Source organism: Cupriavidus basilensis (assembly GCF_000876015.1).
Lineage (GTDB): Bacteria > Pseudomonadota > Gammaproteobacteria > Burkholderiales > Burkholderiaceae > Cupriavidus > Cupriavidus basilensis_B.
Genome location: NZ_BBQM01000016.1, coordinates 36,911 through 58,338 on the forward strand (window position 1 = coordinate 36,911; position 21,428 = coordinate 58,338).

Genomic DNA, 21,428 nt, shown 5'->3' on the forward strand with positions numbered 1-21,428 from the left:
AAAACTCATGGCGCTCCAGGATTTCGGTAGTCTCTCCCTCACGAACTTACCGACTGGAGCGCAAGGCAAAGCGGGGTCCCCGCGCGCGGGCAGCAAGACGACGCCGCTGGATAGCGCCACCATCGACCGCATCATCGCGGAGGAGGGTGCGGACAATATCAAACCGACGGCGCTGGGCATCTACGGCCAGGAGTCGACGGGCGGCACGAACGCCGTGCGCAGTATCGATGGCGCCGAGGGCGGCATGCAGGTCACGCCCGACACCTTCAAGCGTATCGCTAAGCCCGGCGAGCGCATCGACAACCCCGAAGACAACTTCCGCGTCGGCGTCCGCTACCTCAAGCGCATGTCCGATCAGTTCGGCGTCGATCCGGCGCGCCTAGCTGTGGGCTACTTCTCCGGCGAGGGGAACGTCAACCCGAGCGGCGATACCCCTTACAAAGTTGACAAGAAGGACGGCAGCGGCAAGACCGTCTCGTCCTACGTCCGCGATCTGGTGGCGCGCGTGGGTGGCGCGGTGGCTTCGGAGGCGAAGGCGGCCGAGCCAGCGCCGGACATCAGCAAGGCGCCCAAGTACCGTGACTTCATCGCCAAGCCGCAGTGGGCCGGGCTCGACGACTCCCAGAAGACGCAGGCGCGCGACGCCTACTTTGATCGCTATGTGGCGCCGCATCTGGCGCCTGCCGAGCGAGACAGTCAGCGTGAGGCCTTCCTACAGCGCGCTACCCAGATCGAGGGCGCCGGCGCGCCCGCGGCAGCCAAGCCGGGGTTGCTCGACCGCGCTGTCGGCGCGATCAACAGCGGCTTGAATGCGGTGCTGCCGAGCGGCGGGGCAGCGGGTGGCGATCCGGCAGGGACTGGTGCGGCGGAGATTTTGGCCGTAGCCGGCCCGGAGGCAAGCAAGATCGGCGTGGCTGGTGCGAGCCCTGTTCCTGCCTCGCCCGGGGCATCGCTGGCACCTGTCACCCCCGCCTTCCGTGCAGAGGTGGGCCGCGCATTCGATGCCGCTACCCCGGAGCAGCGCCAGCAGATGGTGCAGGCCGAAGGCGTGGTCGGTCAGCTCGCGCGCGAACGCGCCGGGCAGTTCGCGGCGGCGCCGACCGGAGAGACGGCCGGTAAATTCGATACGCGCGCTGAGGCGCGGGCCGCGCGCTTGACCGCTGCCGGCGCCGACCCCAAGGTCGCGGAGAACTTCGCGCGCTATGGCGCAGCCGCCGGGCAGATTCCTGGCACGGAACTGGGGACGGCCGGCCCGAGCAACTTCGACTTCGAGACGCAGGGGCGCTTCAACAAGGACCCCGTATTCTCCAACCCGGTGATTCGCGCCGCCGTGAAAGGGTACGAAGGCTACCGCCAAGGATCGCTCGGGCTGGCGCAGGCCCTATTCGACGCCACCGGCAATCAGGAATTCGCTGACATCGCGCGGCAGGGCGTGACCGATGCGCAGCGGACGACTGCCGCCATTGGCGAGCGGGGAGACGGGCTCCAGCGCAATTTCGAGGGTGCCGTGTCCTCGATCGCGCAGCAGTTGCCGGCTCTGCTGGCCGGTATGGCCACGGGTACCGAAGCCCTGCCGCTCGCCGCGATGTTCACCCAGACGTTCGGCCAGGAGTACGGAAGCGGCCGCGCGCAGGGGCTGGATGGCGGGCAGGCGGCGGCGCGCGCCGGCATCTACGGTGCCTTCGAAGTCATCGGCGAAAAATTCGGGCTCGGCCAGACGATGCAGGCGCTGAAGCTGGCCACCAGGGGCGCACCGACGCAGGACATTGCCACCGTGCTCGCCCGCGGCATGCTGCGCGAGATCCCGGGCGAGCAGTTGACCACGCTCGGCCAGTTCCTGACCGACAAGGTGCCGGGCATCGGCACGAACCTGGAGGCCGGGCTGGCGCAGTACCTGCAGCAGGCCGGCGACACGCTGGCCCAGACCGTGATGCAGGGTGGCTTGATGATGGGGGGTACGACCGGCGTATCTGCCGGCGTGCGCCATCTCCAGGGGGCACCGACGCAGACGAGCCAGGAACTCGATGCTGAGCGCGCACGCGAGCAGGCGGTGAGCAAGGCCGCCACCTTCTTCCAACCGCCGGCGCGGCCGAAACACGCCAGCACCGCTGCGGCCGAGCAGGTGGTGCGAGAGATGGCAGCGGAAGCTGGCATGGATACGACCGATCTTCTGCCGGCGGAAGCATCGACACCCGCTGCTCCGGCCCAGCCCGCTCAGGCTGACGTTGGAGCCGTGCCGGCGTCGGCTGAATCTGTCGCCACCGATACCGCGCCGCCGCAGGCCACTGAGGCAGCAATGCCGACAGCGCCAGCCGCGACGCCACAGGCAGCGGAATCCCCCGACATCGCCGCGATGTCTGACGCCATTCTCGCGGCCGAGGCCGCCCGTGGAGAGCCGAATGGAAGCGCGAGTGCTGTGCCGGCCGAGCCTGTCGATCCACGAGGCGTTGCGCCGGATGCAGGAGTGGGAGTTGATCTTGCCGCGGGACGTGCCGGACCTGTACAAGGCGGTGACGACGGACGAGCCAGTGCCGCTACGGCTGGAGTCGCTGGTGCTGACGTTGTTTCTAGTGCAGACGGAGCCACCGACGGACAGTCGGCACTGAGCGACCGCTATGCGCAAGCCGTGGATGTCGTTCGTAAATCGCGGAGCCCGAGCGTAGCTGTCATTCAGCACAACCTGCATACGGATTACAGCACCGCCGCTGGCATGCTGGCGCAGATGGAGCACGATGGCATCGTCACTGCGCCAAATGAGCGCGGAGTACGATCGGTGATCGAGCAGCATGCTCCAGCTGCCGTTCTGGACGCTGCCGCGCACGAGGCTGCCATGTCGCCGCAGAACGACCTGCCGCAGCCGACTGATGCACAGAAGCAGGCCGGCAACTACAAGATGGGGCACACCACGCTCCACGGACTCGACATCACCATCGAGAACCCGCGTGGCTCGACGCGCAGCGGCACCGATGCCGGCGGGAAAGCATGGTCGGTGGAGATGGCGAACCACTATGGGTACTTGAAGCGCACCGAGGGTGCCGACGGCGACCATGTGGACGTGTTCATCGGACCCAAGCCCGAGAGCGGCAAGGTGTTCGTCGTCGACCAGATCGACCCGCGCACCGGCAAGTTTGATGAGCACAAGGTGCTGCTCGGATTTTCGTCGCTGACAGCGGCGCGCGCAGGGTATCTCGCCAACTACGAGCAGGGCTGGAAGGGCGCCGGCGCCATCACGTCCATGAGCATGGATCAATTCAAATCCTGGCTCAAGGAAGGCGACACCACCAAGCCCCTGAATCCCAAGGTGGGTAAGCCGAAGACGGAGAAACAGGCCAGTGCGGCGCGTGCGCAAGCAAGGAAAGTCGAGACGCCCGCAACATCGGCGGTCGAGCGGCAGAAGCCCAAGACCGAGAGGCAACTGAAGGCTGAGCGAGCATATGCCGCACTTCTGCGGGAAAGCGAGAGGGCGCGTGCCGAAGGGGATACGGAGAAGGTTGGTCTGCTGGCCGAGGATCTCGCAAAGGGGCTCGAGGAGCGGAACGGCGCACGCGCCGAAGCCATGAGCGAGGATCTAAGGCGAAAGGCGGAGGGACAGAGGAATTACGCTAAGGACAAGCCCAAGACCGAGAAGCAGGCGCGCATCGCGCGCGCGGAGGCAGGCCCGGTAGCGAGGGGAGGCAAGCCAGAAGACTCGCCGATTCTCAAGCGAACCGCCCGCCCTGGACGGATGGCCGCGGACAATCTGCGCGCCAAGTTCGCTCCCATCATCAAACAGTGGACGAACGGCCCCAAAGGCGGCGTCGAGATCGTCCAGTCGGTCGATGATCTTCCTGCGCACCTGGCTGCGAACCTTCGCGCCGCCGGCGAGGATGGTCGTGCCCAGGGCTTCTACCTGCCCAAGTCCGATAAGGTCTACCTGATCTCCGACAACCTGCCTAGCCTCGAGCGCGCGCAGGAGGTCGTTTTCCACGAGGTCTATGGCCACAAGGGCATGCGGGCCATCCTGCCAGGCGAGCAGTATGCCGAGATGATGGGGCGCATCCGTCGCGCGAATCCGAAGATTGCCGCGGCCGCCCGCGCGTGGTTTGACGACTACGGCGACAGCACCATCGAGATGAACATGGCTGCCGGCCAGTCCGCCGCGGAGGCGCGCAGCAACGCGGAACTCCTCTCGGTCGAGGAGGCGCTGGCGGATATGGCAGCAACCGTGCCGGTGGCGGGCCCGGTGCGCAAGCTGCTCGCGGCTCTGCAGGCCGGCCTGCGAAAGATCGGCCTGCAAGCCGTTGCCGACTGGCTGGAGGGCAAGGGCGAGGCGGAGACGTTCGCGCTGCTGCGCGGCGCGCGCGCGGCAGTGTTCGGCGTGACCGGCAAGGGGAAGACGCATGTTCTCGCCGACCGCGGAGCGATGGCGCTCTCGCGGAAGGATTCTGCGGCGGCCGATGACTATCGCTTCGCCACCGAGGTGATGACGGAACTTGCGGCCCATGACGAGCTGTTCAAGTGGCCACCGAGTGGCGCCCATACCCTGGATGGAGTCTTGGCGGATATTGACCCTACGATCAAGGTCGTGGGCGATGCAACGCGCGAGGACGAGCGCGATGAATCCGGTGCGGAGCGCCGCACGCTCGTGCGCACCAGCAACGACCAGGATGCCTACGTCTTCGAGCGCGGCCGCGATGTGTGGCTTGATGTGAGCCGGCTGGACCCCGGTAGCGGTGGCGATGCCATCTACCAGGCTGTCGCCAACTACGCTCTGAACGCGCGCAAGCGGTTCATCGGCGACCCTGCGGGCCTGAGCCCGGCCGCCATCGTGCGCCGGACCTATCACATGCTTGGCTCGGCGCTGCGCTTCGGTACCACCGAACATTTCCAGCCGGCGCCAGAGCAGATCAAAGGCTTGCCGGACCAGGGCATTCCTCCGCTAGAATGGAGGGGCAGCGACGCGGACAAGTTGGCCGCACTCGCAAAGAACTTTACCGATACCCTCCACCACCTTAACCCCGAACTGCGCAATGTCCGATACGATTTTGACCGAGCTAAATTCTTTGACGGCAACGTCGAAGTGGCTCGAGGCGATCTCCCGGCGCTTGCCCCCCGAGGAAGTGGTGCGGCGCGCGCGGGGAGCCGAACGGTTGCGGCAAGCGTTGTGCTCGCAAGCCTGGCACGCGCAACGATCAGCCAAAAATCCGGATTACTGGCACGAGCTTTACGACAGTCGGGTCAACTGGTAGCTGGGGATCTAGGCCCTCTCTTCAGCCGCTCGGCCGGCGCGCGCTGGCAAGCGCCTGACCCGACTCGGATGGATCGCCTTATCTACGAACTGCAGGATAGGCAGATCGATCTGAGGCGTGTGCAGACCGCCATTCGCGAGCAGGTTGGGAGCATCCCGGAATCGTTCGATGCCTACCAGAAGGAAGAGTCCTACCACGGGCGTGTCGCGGCACGCACCGCCCAATTTCTCCAGCGCGAACTGCGTCCCCTCATCGAGGACTTGCGTGTGCGCAAGATCAGCATGGAGGAACTGGAGGCCTTCCTGTGGGCTCGCCACGCCCGTGAGCGCAATGCCCAGATCGCCAGCATCAACCCCGACTTCCCGGATGGCGGCTCCGGCCTGACCGACCGGCAGGCGGCCAGCTATTTCGCTGGCGCCGACGTGAAGGACTCCGCCGGCGAGGTCATCATCAAGGGCATGGACAAGGCCAAACTAGCCGATCTAAAGGCGCTGGCCGCGCGCGTCGACGCCATGAATGCCGGCACGCAACAGGTGCTGATTCAATATGGGCTGGAGAACCCGGAGACCATCAATGCATGGTCCGGCACGTACAAGCACTACGTGCCGCTCAAGCGTGAGGACATGGACGGCATCACGCCAATCGGGCAGGGCTTCTCCATCAAGGGATCGGCCAGCAAGCGGGCAATGGGCTCCGGCCGCAGGGTGGCCGACATCCTGGCGAACGTCGCACTGGCGCGAGAGGCGGCGATTACCCGCGGCGAGAAGAACCGCGTCACACTGGCGCTCTACGGCCTGGCCGTGACCAACGTCAATCCGGGATTCTGGACCACGGACAAGCCGCCCACGGTGCAGAAGATTCATCCGACGACCGGCAAGGTCATCAAGATCCCCGACCCGTCCTACCTGAGCCGGGATAACGTCATCGTGCTGCGCGTGCGGGGCGAAGATCGTTCGATTGCCTTCAATGAGAAGGACCCGCGCGCGATGCGCATTGCATCCTCGCTCAAGAACCTGGACGTGCAGCCTTTTGGCGAAATCATGGGCGCAGTTGCCCGGACCACGCGCTACCTGGCGGCCATCAACACGCAGTACAACCCGGTCTTCGGTTTGCTCAATGCGGTGCGCGATGTCCAGGGAGCTGCGCTCAATCTGACCACGACACCCATCTCCGACAAGCGCTCTTTCGTATTGCTCAATGCGCCGGCCGCCATGCGGGCCATCTGGCAGGTGGAGCGGCACGACAACAACGCGAGCCCGTGGGCCAAACTGTACGAGCAGCTTCAACTCGCTGGCGGCACCACAGGGTACCGGGAGATCTTCCGCACGGGCAAGGACAAGGCCGAGTCCCTGCAGAAGGAAATCGATTCCCTGGATCGCGGTGCACCGCGCAAGATGCTCGACTACACGCTGAACTGGCTAGACCACTACAACACGGCAATCGAAAATGCGATCCGGCTTACTGCCTTCAAGGCGGCTCTCGACAAGGGCCTGAGCGAGGAGCGCGCGGGCAGCGTTGCGAAGAACCTGACGGTCAACTTCAATCGGCGCGGGCGCATGGGCCGGGAGCTTGGCTCGCTGTACGCCTTCTTCAACGCGGCAGTGCAGGGCACCGCCCGGATGATGGAAACGCTGGACCCGCGCACACGCCACGGCAAGGCGATCATCGTCGGCGGCGTATTGTTCGGCGTCATCCAGGCTCTGGTCGCCGCGGCCGCGATGGATGAGGACGACTGGGACGCCATTCCGGAATTCACGAAGCAGCGCAATTTCATCATCCCGATGGGCAAGTCCTACGCGATGATCCCGATGCCGCTGGGCTTCAACGTGCTGCCGAACATCGGCCGCATCCTGACGGAGGCTGTCAGGACCGGTGGCGAGAAGTGGCGCAAGCAGTTGCCCGACCTGCTGGGCGTACTGCTGGACAACGCCAACCCACTGGGCTCCGGCACCTTCGCGCAGATCCTAGCGCCGACGGTCGCCGACCCCATTGTCGCCCTGGCCGAGAACAAGGACTTCACCGGGAAGGCGATTTTCAAGGAAGACCAGAACGCCATGCGCCCGAAGCCCGGCTTCCAGCGCGCCAAGGACACGGCCAGCACGGTATCGAAGGGCATCGCCTACGGCGCGAACTGGGCCACGGGTGGAACTGCCTATACCCCCGGGCTGGTGTCTCCTACCCCCGATCAGCTTGACTACATCTTCGGCACCGTCACCGGCGGACTCGGCCGAGAGGTGAACAAGGTCTACCAGACGACCGAGCTGATGGTAAAGGGAAAGGATGTGCCCGAGTACAAGAAGCCGATCATCGGCCGCTTTTATGGCGACTTCGAGGGCGACGCCGATACCGCTGGCCGGTACTGGAATGTGGTGCGCGATGTCAACGAGAAGCGCAACGAGTTTTCTGGCCGCATCAAGGATGGAGGCGACGCCGCCAGCTACCTGACCAAGCATCCAGAGTTGCAGCTGGCGAAGGCTATCGACAAGTCCCAGCAGGCGATCAGCAAACTGCGCAAAACCAAGGATCAGATCGAGCAGGCTCCCGGCATGAAAGAGGCAGACCGGACAGCTGCGATGGATGCAGTCGACAAGCAGACGACCGCGGTCATGGAGTCGATCATCGATCTGGAGAAGAGTATCAAGTCAAAGTAGGTCGGAGGGCGGGCGGTACAATGGTGCGGCTGGGTGTGCGAGTCTATTCCAGACCGGCGAGCAGTCAATAATGGTTACACCATTTCCGCACCAAACTCCCATATCTATCTGATTTTAAATGAAATGAGAGTCCCCTCCCTCGCACCAAATTCAAAAAGCTACACGGCAACAATATCGGTCACAACCCACATTTCATAAGGTTTGCGGCCTGCCGTGTGGTCTCCTCTTTCCCTTGAAATTACGCACAAAACCTCACTTGCCGGCGATGCCGTAGTCAGATGGCGTGAAGACTTGGCCTAATGGTCGGCCCTTATCGCGCAGGAAGCCCCGCACCTTCATGTCCTTGGCGGGGACGATGAACAAGGACCAGACTTCGCTTGAGGTAGCGTGTTCGTGCACATCAGTTTGTATGCTAAGCGGCCAAAGGATGACGCGGTGGAATATATCGCTGGTCAGGAAGTTGAGCCAGTGCATCTTGCGTATTCCGCAGTGCGTGGCGAAAGGGTGAGAAGTCCGGCTGCAGTCTTTGACGCTGCCGGGTCGCCGGCTTCGCCTGCGAGCGCTCCTACGACGCGTTGATCCAGACGAAGCAGAGGTAGTGCTTCCTTGGCTTACGCGCAGCACTAGTCAAGATCAGGCGCTAATAGACTGCTCGCCTGTCAAATTGTGCCTATAAGATCACGTTATTTCTATTTCTAACTTGATACAATACGACCGCTCTGTTTGCTGCCGGAGTCAGATCGCGGGGGCTAACCTGCCCGACACGTCTAACAATTAAAAGAGGTTCCATTGGTATTTAGCTCCCCATTGTTTCTTTTTGTTTTTCTCCCGATCGTACTGGCCTTGTATTACGTATTGGCTCGGAGTTGCCGGAATATTCTCCTGCTTATTGCTAGTTTGATCTTCTATGCATGGGGGGAGCCAGTATATGTCCTTCTAATGATCGGATCCATTTTTTTTAATTGGATCATAGGACTGGAACTAGGAAGGAGAAAAGACGATCGCGTGTCAAGAATTATCTTGGCTGTAGGTGTTTTTGTCAATTTGGTTGTCCTTGCTCACTATAAGTACGCCTACTTTCTACTTTCTTCGGCGAACAATATTCTGGAGCCTGCTTTTGGTATTAGGTTCGCGGGCCAACAAGTTCCGCTTCCTGTTGGGATTTCTTTTTTCACTTTTCACGCAATATCATACATCGTAGATATTTATCGAAAAGAGGCGGCGCCACTAAAGAATCCTCTTGATATGGGTGTTTATATATCCTTGTTTCCCCAGTTGGTCGCAGGGCCGATCATTCGATATCACGATATAGCGAGGCAAATTGCCGAACGAACAAATACCCTCGATCGTTTTTGCTCTGGGGTTGAGCGATTTTCATTCGGCCTCGGGAAGAAAGTCCTGATTGCAAATATTCTTGGGAATGTTGCTGACCAGATTTTCGCGGCACCGGAAAATTCTCTATCTGCACCAATGGCGTGGCTCGGAATTGCGTGCTATACGCTGCAGATTTATTTCGATTTCTCGGGTTACTCGGACATGGCTATTGGCCTTGCTCGCATGTTCGGGTTCGAGTTGACGGAGAATTTCAACTATCCTTACATCGCGCGGTCGATTCGAGAGTTTTGGAGGCGTTGGCACCTATCTTTGTCTACGTGGTTTCGAGACTATCTGTATATTCCTCTGGGAGGTAATCGAGCGTCGCCTGTCCACGTGAAGGTCAATTTGTTTATCGTTTTCCTTCTATGTGGTCTTTGGCACGGTGCAAGTTGGAACTTTGTTCTCTGGGGTGCTTTTCATGGGATGCTGTTAGTGTTTGAGCGTGGACGATTTGGCGCACTGTTGGACAGGCTTCCTGGCATAGTCGGAAGCGCCTATGCCATTCTGATGGTCATGGTTGGTTGGGTTCTGTTTCGTGCGGCAGACTTGCCGCAAGCCATCGCCTATGTTGGCGCCATGCTCGGCTTGGGGTCCGGCAGTGGCTTCTCTCCTCAGGTGCTGGCCGCTGTCGATGCACGAGTGATCTGGACATTGGTGGCAGGTGTAATCCTGGCAACCCCAGTTGCGACAGTGCTTTGTCGAGATTGGGCGACACGAATTTATCCAAGTCATGCGGCGGAGCCATTTCCTCCGTATGTACGCACTATTGGAAATCTTGGAAGAAAGGGCTCTACAATAGCGATCAGCTCCTTTATTTCTATTGGGACTGTGGTTTTATGCATTTCGCAGCTCGCGACCAGCACCTACAATCCGTTCATCTATTTCAGGTTCTAAGTGAAAGTGGATAACATAAAAAATATCAACAGACTTACTGCGCTACTATTTGTGAGCCTGCTGGCAATTCCACTTGCACTGACCTTCAAGCCGGCTGATGGGACATCGGAGAACCGAGTTCTCACTGGATTTCCTTCAATTGAGATATCCAAGAAGTCTCTTACTTCGTTTCCGAAACGATTTGAAGGATACATCAATGATAATTTTGGTCTGCGCAATTTATTTTTAGACCTCAATGCTGAAATTGTAAATTCAGTTTTTGGCGCGACAGGATCGAAAGATGTTATTATAGGGAAGAATGGTTGGTTGTTCTTTGCTGGCGATAAATCTCTTCCAGATATATTGGGTAATGACCCTTTTGGTCTTGGGGACATCGAAAAATGGAAGATCAGCACCCTGGAAAAGGGGCGGTGGCTCGCATCTAGCGGAGTGGAATATCGATTTGTTCTTGCTCCTGATAAACACACCGTCTACCCCGATTACCTGCCTGAGAACATCAAATTTAGTGGTCACCCGCGGGCGGATGTGGTGCGGAATTTGGGCTTGCAGTATTTTGTCGATCTTGCCCCAGATTTGCGTCGCGCAAGATCAGGGTTCGGCGATAGGCTGTACTTTCAGACGGACACACATTGGAAGAGCTTCGGCGCCTATGTTGGCTTCGAGGGAATCGTTCGTTCTTTGGGGACTGATTTCGAGCGCCGGGCTATCAAGTTTCAGGGAACTGATTTTGGTCGGCGTGGTGCCGCACATAAGAGGGACCTCGCCAGCATCGCTCGTATGCCAACTGTCGAAGTCGATGAGACAGTCGTTGCTTCACGGCTACCAAAATGCAGGAGTCTGAGAGCAGGGCAACCTCCGCTTGGTCTTCCTTCTGCTACAACACTGCGCATGCTTACGGTTACGTGTGAAGGAGGTAAGGGGACGGCCCTAGTGTTTCACGATTCGTACATGCAGCAGATCATGCCCTTCATGTCTCCGCTCTTTGAGCGGGTCGTATACATCTGGGATAACCCTGACGATGACGTATTTGTCCGAATGGTGCTGCAGGAAAAGCCAGATGTCGTCATCGAGGAGCGGGTCGAGCGGTTTTTCCGAACTCCGCCGCAGGCACAGTTCGGCGGTGCGCTGGCCAAGCTCAACGACGAGGCTGTACGTGGATACACGGCCGAAGCTGAGCAGCAGCACATTCGACTGCATGAATTGATGAAGAGCGGCGCGCGAGTCAGCAGCGATAAGCAAGGCATGTACCTAACGCTAAATGCTGCAACCCATCGCATCGAAGACTCAGGCGGTGTGGTCGAGAGTGCCAATGGTGCAATCGGTGGTTATGTGATCGACGGCTGGGCTGGCTTCCCAGCGAGCAAGCAGGGTGCTGATCACATCCTTGTCACTGTCGATGACGTGGCGGCCATGGCCGTTCCCCTGACCAAGGATCGGATGGACGTAGCGGAGCATTTCCAGGCTCCGGCCCTAAGCCGGTCCGGATTCACCTTCTTTCTTCCTGCCGACGTACTTGAAACGGTAGCCAGAGGGGGAAGTATCAAGCTACTAGCGGGGCAGAACGGGCGATACGCCTTGATGGACGCACGGGCACTTGAAAAGCGCTTACGTGCTGACGCTGGGCTGTAGCTGATCACATCGGCTGCTGGCCGACCTTTCCATGCCGCGACCAACTGGTCGCGGCAGAGATGGGCTAGAAGGACATGCTTCAGGACTGAGTCACCAATACATGCATTGACACAGGCGCTGCTTCCGCCGCCATTGTATTACTGGGATGCAATTGCAGGAAGCTGCGCACCAGCCCCGGATCCCAGCATGACAGCCAGTCGTCCCATTCCGCGCGGGGCAGGATCCCCACACCACGCTTTCATCCCCGGATTTGTGGAAACTCTTCATCAGCGGGTGCGCGTCCGCATTGAGCGTGGGCATCGTGAATGACACCACCTCGTCTGGCCGCGCACCACAGGTCCGCAATGGCGAATGGCATCCTCGATGGTGTCGCCATAGTAGTAACAGTTTGGACATCCGGAACGGTCACTCCATAGACGCTCTCATCATCCTTATGGATTGCGATGGGAAATACCATGTCGATACTCCTTTCTATTGCTTTCCGACTGACCCGCGAGCCGCATTTCTGAGTGCGGAATCACCAGCCGACAGGCCAGCGGTCTTCGGGATGTTACACATCGTCCCGCGTGGCAGGGCTGTAGCACCGTGACAAGGTGTGACTTCGTCGAGTGCTTGGAGTTGTGATCGCCACCTTCCCGCACCCCTCCCACGGCGCCGGCTACCCAATTGCCGGCGCCAGGGCAGCATCCTTCCCGTTCGCCCGCCTGACGAAATCCAGCCCGAACAGCACCACCGCCACAATCACGCATCCGCCGAGCAGCGAAAACACCGCCATCGCCGGCATCCCCGGGCCGGCGCGCCGGTCGGGCAGGGTTGGTCCGGAGGCGAAATGCGCGTTGACGAGGTGCCGGGTGCGGAGCTCTTCGGCAATCAGGCCGACGTCGTTGAAGACTTCGCGGATGTCGTCGTCTTTCAGGTCGGTGCCGTCGAACACGTCTTTTTGCAGCGCCAGGTAGCCGGCCAGCATCGCCTTGCCTGACCTGGGCGGGGTGGCCAGGGCTTCCGCGCGCGCGAAGAAGGTTTCGCGCAGTGCGTTCTGGGCGGCGTCCCGCTCGAGCGAGGCGAGCTGCATGCGCAGGTCGGCGATGGCGGATTCCGCGCCGACGAGTTGCGCCACGGGCGACAGGTATTTCGAGCTGGCGGCATCGGACGAGAGCAGTTGCCGGGACGCCAGCCGGTCGGCGCCGGGGTATCGGCCGGCGATGACCTTGAGGGACTTCAACCGCTCGGTTTCCTGTCGGAGCTCGATTCGCTTGGCAATGATCTGGTTGTCGATCTGCTGCTTCTGGGACTTGAATTCGGCGGCCTTGGTGTGGACGATTTCGGTCAGTTCCTGGCGCAGCATCGTGTCCTTGAGGAAGTCGCCGAGGATTTCCACCCTGGCCGCCGCGTCGGCGGGCGAGGTGGCGGCAATGGAGATGTGGAAGCCGAGGATGTCGGGGTCGAGCGGGGTCTTGGTGTTGTTGAGGTAGCCGAGCTCCGCCTTGGAGTAGGGCAGCACGGGCGTGACGTGCTTGCGGAGAAAATCTTCCTGCAGGGAGTGGGTCAGGTAGCTGCCGTTGGCATCGGCCTCCAGTTTTTCACTGAGGAGAAAGCGCTGCAGGGCGCTTTTGTCGGCGAACGCGGCGCGCTGGGCGTTGTATTCCGCCAGCTTCCGGCTGGCCCGCAGAAAGCCGTCGCTCTTGTAGCTTGCGCTGGCCAGGTAGAGGACCGAGAACAGGAGGAACGCCACGGCCGGGGCGAAGATCGCCATCCGCCTCCAGTGCCGGCGCAGCCATTGCCACAGGGCGATGGCGGAGGGTGGCAGGGCAAGCGTGCTTTCCGGCGATCTGGCTTCCGACATGGTGTCTCTTTGAATCGATGGATGGAAATGCGCCGGTTGCGCGCCGGCTTACTAGAATCCATCAACACAGTGAGGCAATGGCTAGCGAATTTTCCTAAGTGCAATACGGAATCATCTCGATATTGCGTACTTGTTCGTAATTTGCGCGCCGGGCACCCGCTCAGCCGGCTTCATCGAACGGCAATTCGCCTTGCACAGGCAACGGCGCGAGGTCGTCTTCTCCGGCCACCGTCAACGCGCTGACCCTGACGCCCAGCAACCGTATCCTGCGGTCGAGCGTGACCCGTTTCACGCATTCGGTGGCGGCGCGCCGCAGTTGCACGGCGTCGGCGGTGGGCTCGGGCAGGCTCAGGTCGCGCGTGACGGTCTGGAAGTCGTCGTAGCGTAGCTTGACGCCGACGGTGCGGCCGACATAGCCCTTGCGGTGCAGGTCTTCGGCCAGACGCTGGCACAGGCCGGTGAAGATTTCGGAGAGGGCCTGGCGGTCCTGGCGCGGGTGGAGGTCGCGCTCGAAGGTGGTTTCGCGGCTCATGGACTTGGGTTCGGCGCTGACCACCACGCTGCGGTCGTCACGGCCCTGGGCGGTTTCCGCCAGCCACGCGGAGTAGCTGCGGCCGAAGTGGCTTTGCAGCAGGCCGAGGTCGGCATGGGCGAGGTCGCCGACGGTGGCGATGCCCAGGCCGGCGAGCTTCTCGGTGGCCTTGGGACCGATGCCGTTGACCTTGCGCACGGGCAGGGGCCAGATGCGCGCGGGGATGTCCGCGGCGGTGAGCAGGGTGAGGCCGTCGGGCTTGTCGAGTTCGGAGCCGATCTTGGCGAGCAGCTTGTTGGGGGCGATGCAGATGGAGCAGCTCAGTTGCGTGGCTTCGCGCACGGCCTGCTTGATGCGCGTGCCGAGTTCGGCCGGCTCGCCTTGCACGTCGCTGAGGTCGATGTAGATTTCATCGATGCCGCGGTCCTCGATCTGGTCGGTGAAGGCGTGGACGGCGGCCTTGAACAGGCGGGAGTAGTGCCGGTAGGAGTCGAAGTCGGTGGGCAGCAGGATGGCGTCCGGCGCGAGCTGGGCGGCCTTCATCATGCCCATCGCGGAAAAGACGCCGAGCGCGCGCGCCTCGTAGGTGGAGGTGGTGACGACGCCGCGGCCGGCGTAGTCACGCAGGCGGGCAAAGCGCCGGCTGCCGTCGGGCAGCGTCTCGGGCGTGGCGTTGCGCCCGCCGCCGATCACCACGGGCTTGCCGCGCAGTTCCGGGTACCGCAGGAGTTCGACGGAGGCGTAGAACGCGTCCATGTCCAGGTGGGCGATGCGGCGGGTTGCGGATGGCATTGGCGGCGGCTGGGATCGGGCGACGCCTGCGTCCTGCCGTGGCCGGGCGCAGCGTCTCCATGACTGTATGCATATACAGTATATCGAAGTCCGCACCGGATACGGAATTGTCCGAGTGTGTGCCTAGCGCAGTAGGAAGGCGATGTCGTCGACGCTGATCCGCGCGGGCGGCACGCCGCGGCGCTGCTGGAACAGGATGTGCTGGAGCACCTGGCGGCGCTGGGCGGCGAAGACGGCGAGGTCGATCGGCGAGCCGGTGCGGGCGTAGTGCTCGATCAGCAGCTTGTAGGCGCGGTGACGCAGGCGCAGCGCTTCGCCGTCGGCGCGGAGCTTGCCGGCGTCCTCCGCCGCGGGCGGCTCGGCCGCGCGCAGGGCTTCGAGTGCGAGGGCGTGCAGGTCGCGGTAGCGGTCGAGTTCGGCCTGCGTGGTGCGCAGGCGCTCGCGCAGTTCGCGGACCTTGCGCTGCAGCCGCAGCGTCATGCCGACGCCGTGCTCGATCAGCGCGACGGTTTCCAGCGCATGGCTGGCCGCGGCGATGGTGTTCTTCCAGATTCCCCGGTCGGCCGCATCGGCGTCCGTTGTCCAGCCGTTGCCGGCTCCGCTGAGTGTTTTCATATGACCCTTGTACCCGATGTCCGGCGGCCGATCCTGTGGTGTCCGGTCCTGTCCGTGCGCACGGTGGCCGCGCTGGCGGCGGCCTGCCATGCCGATGGTGCCTCGTGCGTTCGGGTACGTGCCGGCATATTCCGTGTGTGTCAGGCGTGTTTCAGGCCTGTGTCACGCACGTGCCATGCCGCAGCCTCGCGCCGAGGTTTTGGGGATCGATGCTACGGTCTTAGCGGGCGCGGGCCAAGTAGAAGATGCTTAGATCTGGTTTTCCCGGCGCCTATGTCGCGCCGTTGTCGGTGCCGTCGGTGCTGTCGGTGCCATTGGCAGTGCCATCATCGGCACCGTCATGACTTCAGTCTTCCCGCGCTTCGAGCGTGAAGCCGGCGCCGGCATCCTGGCCCAGCAGCGAGACCAGCGTGGGCATGGCCGCTTCCAGGTTTTCCTTGAGGCGCCACGGCGGGTTGACGATGAACATGCCGCTGCCGTGCAGGCCCAGCCCGCCGGCCACCGGCTGCTTGACCGTGAGCGTGACGTGCAGCCAGCTCTTGAGCGGCAGCTTCTTGAGCTGCACCGGCAACTGCACCGATTCGCGGCGCTGCACCTCGGGATACCAGATGGCATAGATGCCGGTGGCGAAGCGCTGCAGGCCGTCCTGCAGCGTGCGCACCACGCGGGCGTAGTCCTGCTTGTCCTCGTAGGACGGGTCGACCAGCACCAGCGCGCGGCGCGGCGGGGGCGGCAGGATGGCATTGATGCCGGTGAAGCCGTCGCCGTCGTACAGCATGACGCGGCGGCCGGCGCCGCGGAAGTTGTCGCGCAGCACCTGGATTTCCGTGGGGTGCATCTCGAACAGGCGCAGGCGGTCGGCGTCGCGCAGCATCTGCCAGGCCAGCCACGGCGAGCCCGGATAGTGCCGCAGGCTGCCGTCCGGGTTGAGCGTGCGCACCTGTTCCAGGTAGTCCTCCAGCACGGTGGGCATGGGCCGCTTGGCGGCGGCGGCCTGCCACAGCCGGGCGATGCCGGTCTCGAACTCGCCCTTCTTCTGCGCGTAGGCATGGTCCAGCGCGTACAGCCCGGCGCCGGCATGCGTGTCGATATACCAGAACGGCTTGTCTTTCTGGGTCAACTGCTCCAGCAACTGGACCACGATGGCGTGTTTGAGGACATCGGCGTGGTTGCCGGCGTGGAAGGCGTGACGGTAGCTGAACATGGCAAGGCGGGCGAAAGACGGCAAAAAGAGCGGCCGAGGGGCGGCAAAAGCGCAGCAAAAAGAGCGGCAGGAGCGCGCGGATGCCGGGCGGTGGATGCCGGGCAGGGCGGCGGCGCAGGGCGCTATGCTACCATCGCCGCCACCCGGGGCCGTCCGCCCTGTCCGCCCCCGCTGGCTGGATTCCCGGTGGATTTCTCCGGTGCGTTTGCCCGGAATTTCTCCCGATTCCCCTCATGCCAGACGTTCCTGCCCGCTTCATGTCCCGCTCACTGGATCCCGCCGAACCCGTCTTCTCCGATGCCGGGCCGCCTTATTCGACGCGCTATGGCGACGTCTACCACAGCGACGAGGGTGGCCTCGCGCAGGCCCGCCACGTGTTCCTCGGCGGCAACGGCCTGCCGCGGGCGTGGGGCGGGCGCGACCAGTTCGTGATCCTGGAGACGGGCTTCGGCCTGGGCCTGAATTTCCTGGCGACGTGGCAGGCGTGGCGGGCCGATCCGCGGCGCTGCCGGCGCCTGCATTTCGTTTCCATCGAGAAGCATCCGTTTACGCGCGACGGCCTGGCCGCCGTCCATGCCAGGATGTCCGGCGCGGCCGAGCTGGCTCCGCTGGCCGAGCAGCTGCGGCAGGCGTGGCCGCTGGCGCTGCCGGGCATGCACCGGCTGGCGTTCGAGGGCGGGGCGGTGGTGCTGACGCTGGCCTTCGGCGACATCGACACCATGCTGCCGCGGCTGGTGCTGGGCGCCGATGCGTTCTACCTCGATGGCTTCGCGCCCGAGCGCAATCCCGAGATGTGGCAGCCGCCGCTGATGAAGCGGCTGGCCCGGCTGGCGCGGCCCGAGGCCACGCTGGCGACCTACGCCGCGGCCGGCTTCGTGCGCCGCGGCCTGCGGGCCGCCGGCTTCGAGGCCCGGCGCGCGACCGGCTACGGCAGCAAATGGCACATGACGGTGGGGCATTTCCCCGCCGAGCGCGCCCGGCGCCGGCATCCGCCGCCGGCGCCCGCGGCCTGGCCCGAGCGCCATGCGATCGTGGTCGGCGCCGGGCTGGCCGGCTGCGCGGTGACGGAGCGCCTCGCCGCGCGCGGCTGGCGCGTCACGCTGTTCGATGCGCATGACGGTCCGGCGCGGCTGACCTCGGCCCATCGCGCGGCGGCCATGCATCCGCACCTGTCGTCGGACGACAGCATCCTGTCGCGGCTGTCGCGCGCCGGCAATCTCGCCTCGCTGCGCCACTGGGCCGCGCTGGCCGCGGCCGGCCACGCGCCGGGCTGGCACGAGTGCGGCGTGCTGCAGACCGGCGCCGGCGAGGAAGACGCGCGCATCCAGCAGGCCGCGCTGGCCGCGCTCGGGTTTCCCGCGGCCTTCGCGCGCTGGATGCCGGCCGAGGAAGCCGCGCGCCGGCACGCCGCGGCGGTGCCGCTGGGCGGGCTGTGGTTCGAGCAGGGCGGCTGGGCCGCGCCGCCCGACATCTGCGGCGCGCAACTGGCGCAGGCCGGGGCGGCGCTGACGGCGCGCTTCGGCTGCCGCGTCGCGCGGCTGGCGCGCGACGGCGACGGCTGGCTGGCGCTCGACGCGGCCGGCGCGGTGCTGGCGCGGGCGCCGGTGGTGGTGCTGGCCAATGCGCATGAAGCGCTGCGGCTGCTGCCGCTGCGCCACGTGACCATCGACCGGGTGCGCGGGCAGTTGACCACGCTGGCGGCGGCGCAGGTCGAGCAGCTTGGCGCCTGGCCCGACTGCGTGGTCACGGGCACCGGCTACCTGCTGCCGCGCGCCGCCGACGGCAGCGCGGGGGTCGGCTCCAGCTACGAGCCGGCCGACGCCGAGGACGGCGCGGAGGGCGCGCGCGCCGGCGTGCATGCCGAGAACCTCGCCAAGCTCGGCGCCTTGCTGCCCGGGCTGGCCGGCGCGGCGGGCCGGCTCGATGCGGCCGCGCTGGACGGCTACGTCGGCGTGCGCAGCGTGTCGCACAACCGCCTGCCGCTGATCGGCCGCATCGCCGACGAGGCGCGCGCCGCGCAGGACGCCGCGGCGCTGCGCGGCGCGCGCCTGCGCGACGTGCCGCGCCTGCCCGGCCTGTACGCGGCCCTTGCATATGGCTCGCGCGGCCTCACATGGGCCGCACTGGGCGCCGAACTGCTGGCCAGCCAGATCGACGGGGAGCCGTTGCCGCTGGAGCTGGAGCTGGCCGAGGCCGTCGATCCGGCGCGGCTGCTGGTGCGCGCCCTGCGGCAGGGGCTGGCGGGGGACGCGGGCGGGTCCGCGCCAGCCGCCGCCGGGCCCGGTTCCGAGTCCGTTCCCGGCTAAAAACTGCCGGAAGCGAACGAAAACCGTGCGATAATCCCCGTTTTCCGTTTGCGCGGGGCCTGTGCCCGGAAGCTCCGGGGCGTGGTTTCCAGCGCATGCCGGCAAGCTTGCGGACAGGACTTCGCACTGGCACCGGCGCTCGCCGCCGCGCATTGCCCCGCTTCATGCCGGGCGCGCGGGCGGGGTGCGCTTACGAACACAACAACATCTCTGGATTGGATCAACGACCATGTCGAATGTCATTGAAAACCTTGGCAAACTGGACCGCAAGGTGACCCTGGCCATTCCCAAGGCCGAAGTCGAAAAGGAAAAGCAGGATCGTCTGGTTCGCCTGTCGAAGACGGTGAAGATGTCCGGTTTCCGTCCCGGCAAGGTGCCGATGAAGATGGTCGAGAAGCAGTACGGCCAGCAAGTCGAGTTCGAAGTGCGCTACGACAAGGCTGCCCGCAAGTTCTTCGACATCACCAAGGAACAGGACGTCAAGGTCGCCGGCCAGCCGCGCTTCGAAGTCAAGACCGAAGGCGTGGGCGAGGACGAAGTGGCGTTCGACGCCACCTTCGAGGTGTACCCGGAAGTCAAGCTGGGTGACCTGGCCACGGCCGAAGTGACCCGCACCAAGACCGAAATCACCGATGCCGAAGTCGACAAGACCATCGACATCCTGCGCAAGCAGCGCGTGCACTACCACACCCGCGGCGAAGCCGGCGAGCACGGCGACGGCGGCGGCGAAGCGGCTGCCCAGAACGGCGACCGCGTCACGCTGGACTTCGTCGGCAAGATCGACGACGTCGAATTCCCCGGCGGCAAGGCGGACGACTTCGCCTTCGTGCTGGGCGAAGGCCGCATGCTGCCCGAGTTCGAGCAGGCCGCCCTGGGCCTGAAGGTCGGCGAAAGCAAGAGCTTCCCGCTGACCTTCCCCGCCGACTACCACGGCAAGGAAGTGGCCGGCAAGACCGCCGAGTTCACCGTCACGCTCAAGAAGATCGAGTGGGCGCACCTGCCGGAAGTCAACGACGAGTTCGCCAAGTCGCTCGGCATCGCCGACGGCAGCGTCGAGAAGATGCGCGCCGACATCCGCGAGAACCTCGAGCGCGAAGTCAAGCGCCGTACCCACGCCATGCTGAAGGACCAGGTGATGGACGCGCTGCTCAAGGCCAGCGAGCTGGACGTGCCCAAGGCACTGGTCGAGCAGGACCAGGAGCGCCTGGTCGAGATGGCCCGCCGCGACCTGGAACAGCGCGGCATGCCGAACGCCAAGGACATGCCGATTCCGGCCGAGATGTTCACCCAGCAGGCCGAGCGCCGCGTCAAGCTGGGCCTGATCCTGGCCGAGATCGTCAAGGCCCACGGCCTGGACGCCAAGGCCGACCAGATCAAGGCCGAGATCGAGGACTTCGCCAAGAGCTACGAGGACCCGAAGGAAGTCATGCGCTGGTACTACGGCGACCAGCAGCGCCTGGCCGAGATGGAGGCCTACGTGCTCGAAAACAACGTGGTAAATTTCGTGTGCGACAAGGCCAAGGTCACCGACAAGACGGTGTCCTTCGAGGAACTGACTGCCGAAGGCAACCAGCCCCAGCAGGCCTGAGCCTGGCCAGTCCGGCGCGCCGTCTCCTGACGGCGGCGCCGGCCGCGGCCTCGCTTCTCGCCGCCTTGTCTCTCACCGAACTCCAGGAGAACTTGCATGACCCGCAATGATTTGCTTGACCGTCTGGCCACCACGCAGGCCTCCGCCCTGGAAACGCAGGGACTCGGGCTGGTGCCGATGGTGGTCGAGCAGTCCGGTCGGGGCGAGCGCGCCTATGACATCTACTCGCGCCTGCTGAAGGAGCGCGTGATCTTCATGGTGGGCGAAGTCAACGACCAGACCGCTAACCTGGTGGTGGCACAGCTGCTGTTCCTGGAGAGCGAAAATCCCGACAAGGACGTCTCGCTCTACATCAACTCGCCGGGCGGCTCGGTGTCGGCGGGCCTCGCCATCTACGACACCATGCAGTTCGTCAAGCCGGACGTATCCACGCTGTGCATGGGCATGGCCGCCAGCATGGGCGCGTTCCTGCTGGCAGCCGGCGCCAAGGGCAAGCGTTCGGCGCTGCCGAACTCGCGCATCATGATCCACCAGCCGCTCGGCGGCGCGCGCGGCCAGGCCTCGGACATCGAGATCCAGGCCCGCGAGATCCTGTACCTGCGCGAGCGCCTGAACGGCATCCTGTCGGAGGTCACCGGCCAGCCGGTCGAGAAGATTGCCCGCGATACCGATCGCGACAACTTCATGAGCGGCGACCAGGCGGTGGACTATGGCCTGATCGACAAGGTCATCGCCCGCCGTAGCTGAAAACGCCACCCCGGAACCTGCG

General features: G+C 63.8%; 11 protein-coding genes. 6 read left to right on the plus strand and 5 right to left on the minus strand.

Annotated elements, in window-relative coordinates:
* Nucleotides 1-7 precede the first annotated feature (7 nt).
* Nucleotides 8-7,879: an LPD38 domain-containing protein gene (locus KF708C_RS16570; protein ID WP_059412667.1), complete on the plus strand. Its 7,872-nt coding sequence runs from the start codon at nucleotides 8-10 to the stop codon at nucleotides 7,877-7,879.
* Nucleotides 7,880-8,131: 252 nt separating this feature from the next.
* On the opposite strand, the gene KF708C_RS16575 is transcribed toward KF708C_RS16570, so the two are convergent.
* On the minus strand, nucleotides 8,132-8,353 hold the full coding sequence (locus KF708C_RS16575) for a hypothetical protein (protein WP_059412668.1): 222 nt from the start codon (nucleotides 8,351-8,353) through the stop codon (nucleotides 8,132-8,134).
* 531 nt (nucleotides 8,354-8,884) lie between these two features.
* Here KF708C_RS16575 and KF708C_RS34635 point away from each other — a divergent pair.
* Both KF708C_RS34635 and KF708C_RS34640 read left to right on the plus strand, forming a co-directional pair.
* Nucleotides 8,885-10,150, plus strand: a complete 1,266-nt coding sequence (locus KF708C_RS34635) for an MBOAT family O-acyltransferase (protein WP_197090376.1) — start codon at nucleotides 8,885-8,887, stop codon at nucleotides 10,148-10,150.
* The gene (locus KF708C_RS34640; RefSeq protein ID WP_082079609.1) at nucleotides 10,151-11,779 is read left to right on the plus strand and encodes an alginate O-acetyltransferase AlgX-related protein; all 1,629 of its coding nucleotides are present in this window, start codon (nucleotides 10,151-10,153) and stop codon (nucleotides 11,777-11,779) included.
* 658 nt (nucleotides 11,780-12,437) lie between these two features.
* On the opposite strand, the gene KF708C_RS16585 is transcribed toward KF708C_RS34640, so the two are convergent.
* From KF708C_RS16585 to KF708C_RS16600, 4 genes are all read right to left on the minus strand, one after another.
* Nucleotides 12,438-13,622, minus strand: a complete 1,185-nt coding sequence (locus KF708C_RS16585) for a hypothetical protein (protein WP_231586517.1) — start codon at nucleotides 13,620-13,622, stop codon at nucleotides 12,438-12,440.
* A gap of 160 nt (nucleotides 13,623-13,782) precedes the next feature.
* Entirely contained in the window at nucleotides 13,783-14,946 is a 1,164-nt protein-coding gene (dinB, locus tag KF708C_RS16590; protein ID WP_020207163.1) for a DNA polymerase IV, read from the minus strand.
* A 123-nt stretch (nucleotides 14,947-15,069) separates the two neighbouring features.
* The gene (locus KF708C_RS36440; RefSeq protein WP_059412671.1) at nucleotides 15,070-15,561 is read right to left on the minus strand and encodes a hypothetical protein; all 492 of its coding nucleotides are present in this window, start codon (nucleotides 15,559-15,561) and stop codon (nucleotides 15,070-15,072) included.
* 346 nt (nucleotides 15,562-15,907) lie between these two features.
* Entirely contained in the window at nucleotides 15,908-16,765 is an 858-nt protein-coding gene (locus KF708C_RS16600; RefSeq protein ID WP_020203708.1) for a 23S rRNA (adenine(2030)-N(6))-methyltransferase RlmJ, read from the minus strand.
* Nucleotides 16,766-17,022: 257 nt separating this feature from the next.
* Between KF708C_RS16600 and mnmC the strand changes: the two genes are divergently transcribed.
* The 3 genes from mnmC to clpP all read left to right on the plus strand — a co-directional run bounded on the left by mnmC (nucleotide 17,023) and on the right by clpP (nucleotide 21,406).
* Complete coding sequence (gene mnmC, locus KF708C_RS16605; RefSeq protein WP_059412672.1) at nucleotides 17,023-19,071, plus strand: bifunctional tRNA (5-methylaminomethyl-2-thiouridine)(34)-methyltransferase MnmD/FAD-dependent 5-carboxymethylaminomethyl-2-thiouridine(34) oxidoreductase MnmC; 2,049 nt, start codon at nucleotides 17,023-17,025, stop codon at nucleotides 19,069-19,071.
* Between the two features lie 229 nt (nucleotides 19,072-19,300).
* Entirely contained in the window at nucleotides 19,301-20,659 is a 1,359-nt protein-coding gene (gene tig, locus KF708C_RS16610; protein WP_020203706.1) for a trigger factor, read from the plus strand.
* A gap of 96 nt (nucleotides 20,660-20,755) precedes the next feature.
* A complete protein-coding gene (gene clpP, locus KF708C_RS16615) occupies nucleotides 20,756-21,406 on the plus strand; it encodes an ATP-dependent Clp endopeptidase proteolytic subunit ClpP (RefSeq protein WP_020203705.1) in 651 nt (216 codons plus the stop codon).
* Nucleotides 21,407-21,428: the final 22 nt, after the last annotated feature.

Bases quoted from the DNA above. Each gene is read 5' to 3' on its own strand.
- mnmC (WP_059412672.1), top strand. From the start codon at position 17,023: ATGTCCCGCTCACTGGATCCCGCCGAACCCGTCTTCTCCGATGCCGGG.
- dinB (WP_020207163.1), bottom strand. From the start codon at position 14,946: ATGCCATCCGCAACCCGCCGCATCGCCCACCTGGACATGGACGCGTTC.
- KF708C_RS36440 (WP_059412671.1), bottom strand. From the start codon at position 15,561: ATGAAAACACTCAGCGGAGCCGGCAACGGCTGGACAACGGACGCCGAT.
- KF708C_RS16575 (WP_059412668.1), bottom strand. From the start codon at position 8,353: ATGCACTGGCTCAACTTCCTGACCAGCGATATATTCCACCGCGTCATC.
- KF708C_RS16585 (WP_231586517.1), bottom strand. From the start codon at position 13,622: ATGTCGGAAGCCAGATCGCCGGAAAGCACGCTTGCCCTGCCACCCTCC.
- clpP (WP_020203705.1), top strand. From the start codon at position 20,756: ATGACCCGCAATGATTTGCTTGACCGTCTGGCCACCACGCAGGCCTCC.
- tig (WP_020203706.1), top strand. From the start codon at position 19,301: ATGTCGAATGTCATTGAAAACCTTGGCAAACTGGACCGCAAGGTGACC.
- KF708C_RS16570 (WP_059412667.1), top strand. From the start codon at position 8: ATGGCGCTCCAGGATTTCGGTAGTCTCTCCCTCACGAACTTACCGACT.
- KF708C_RS16600 (WP_020203708.1), bottom strand. From the start codon at position 16,765: ATGTTCAGCTACCGTCACGCCTTCCACGCCGGCAACCACGCCGATGTC.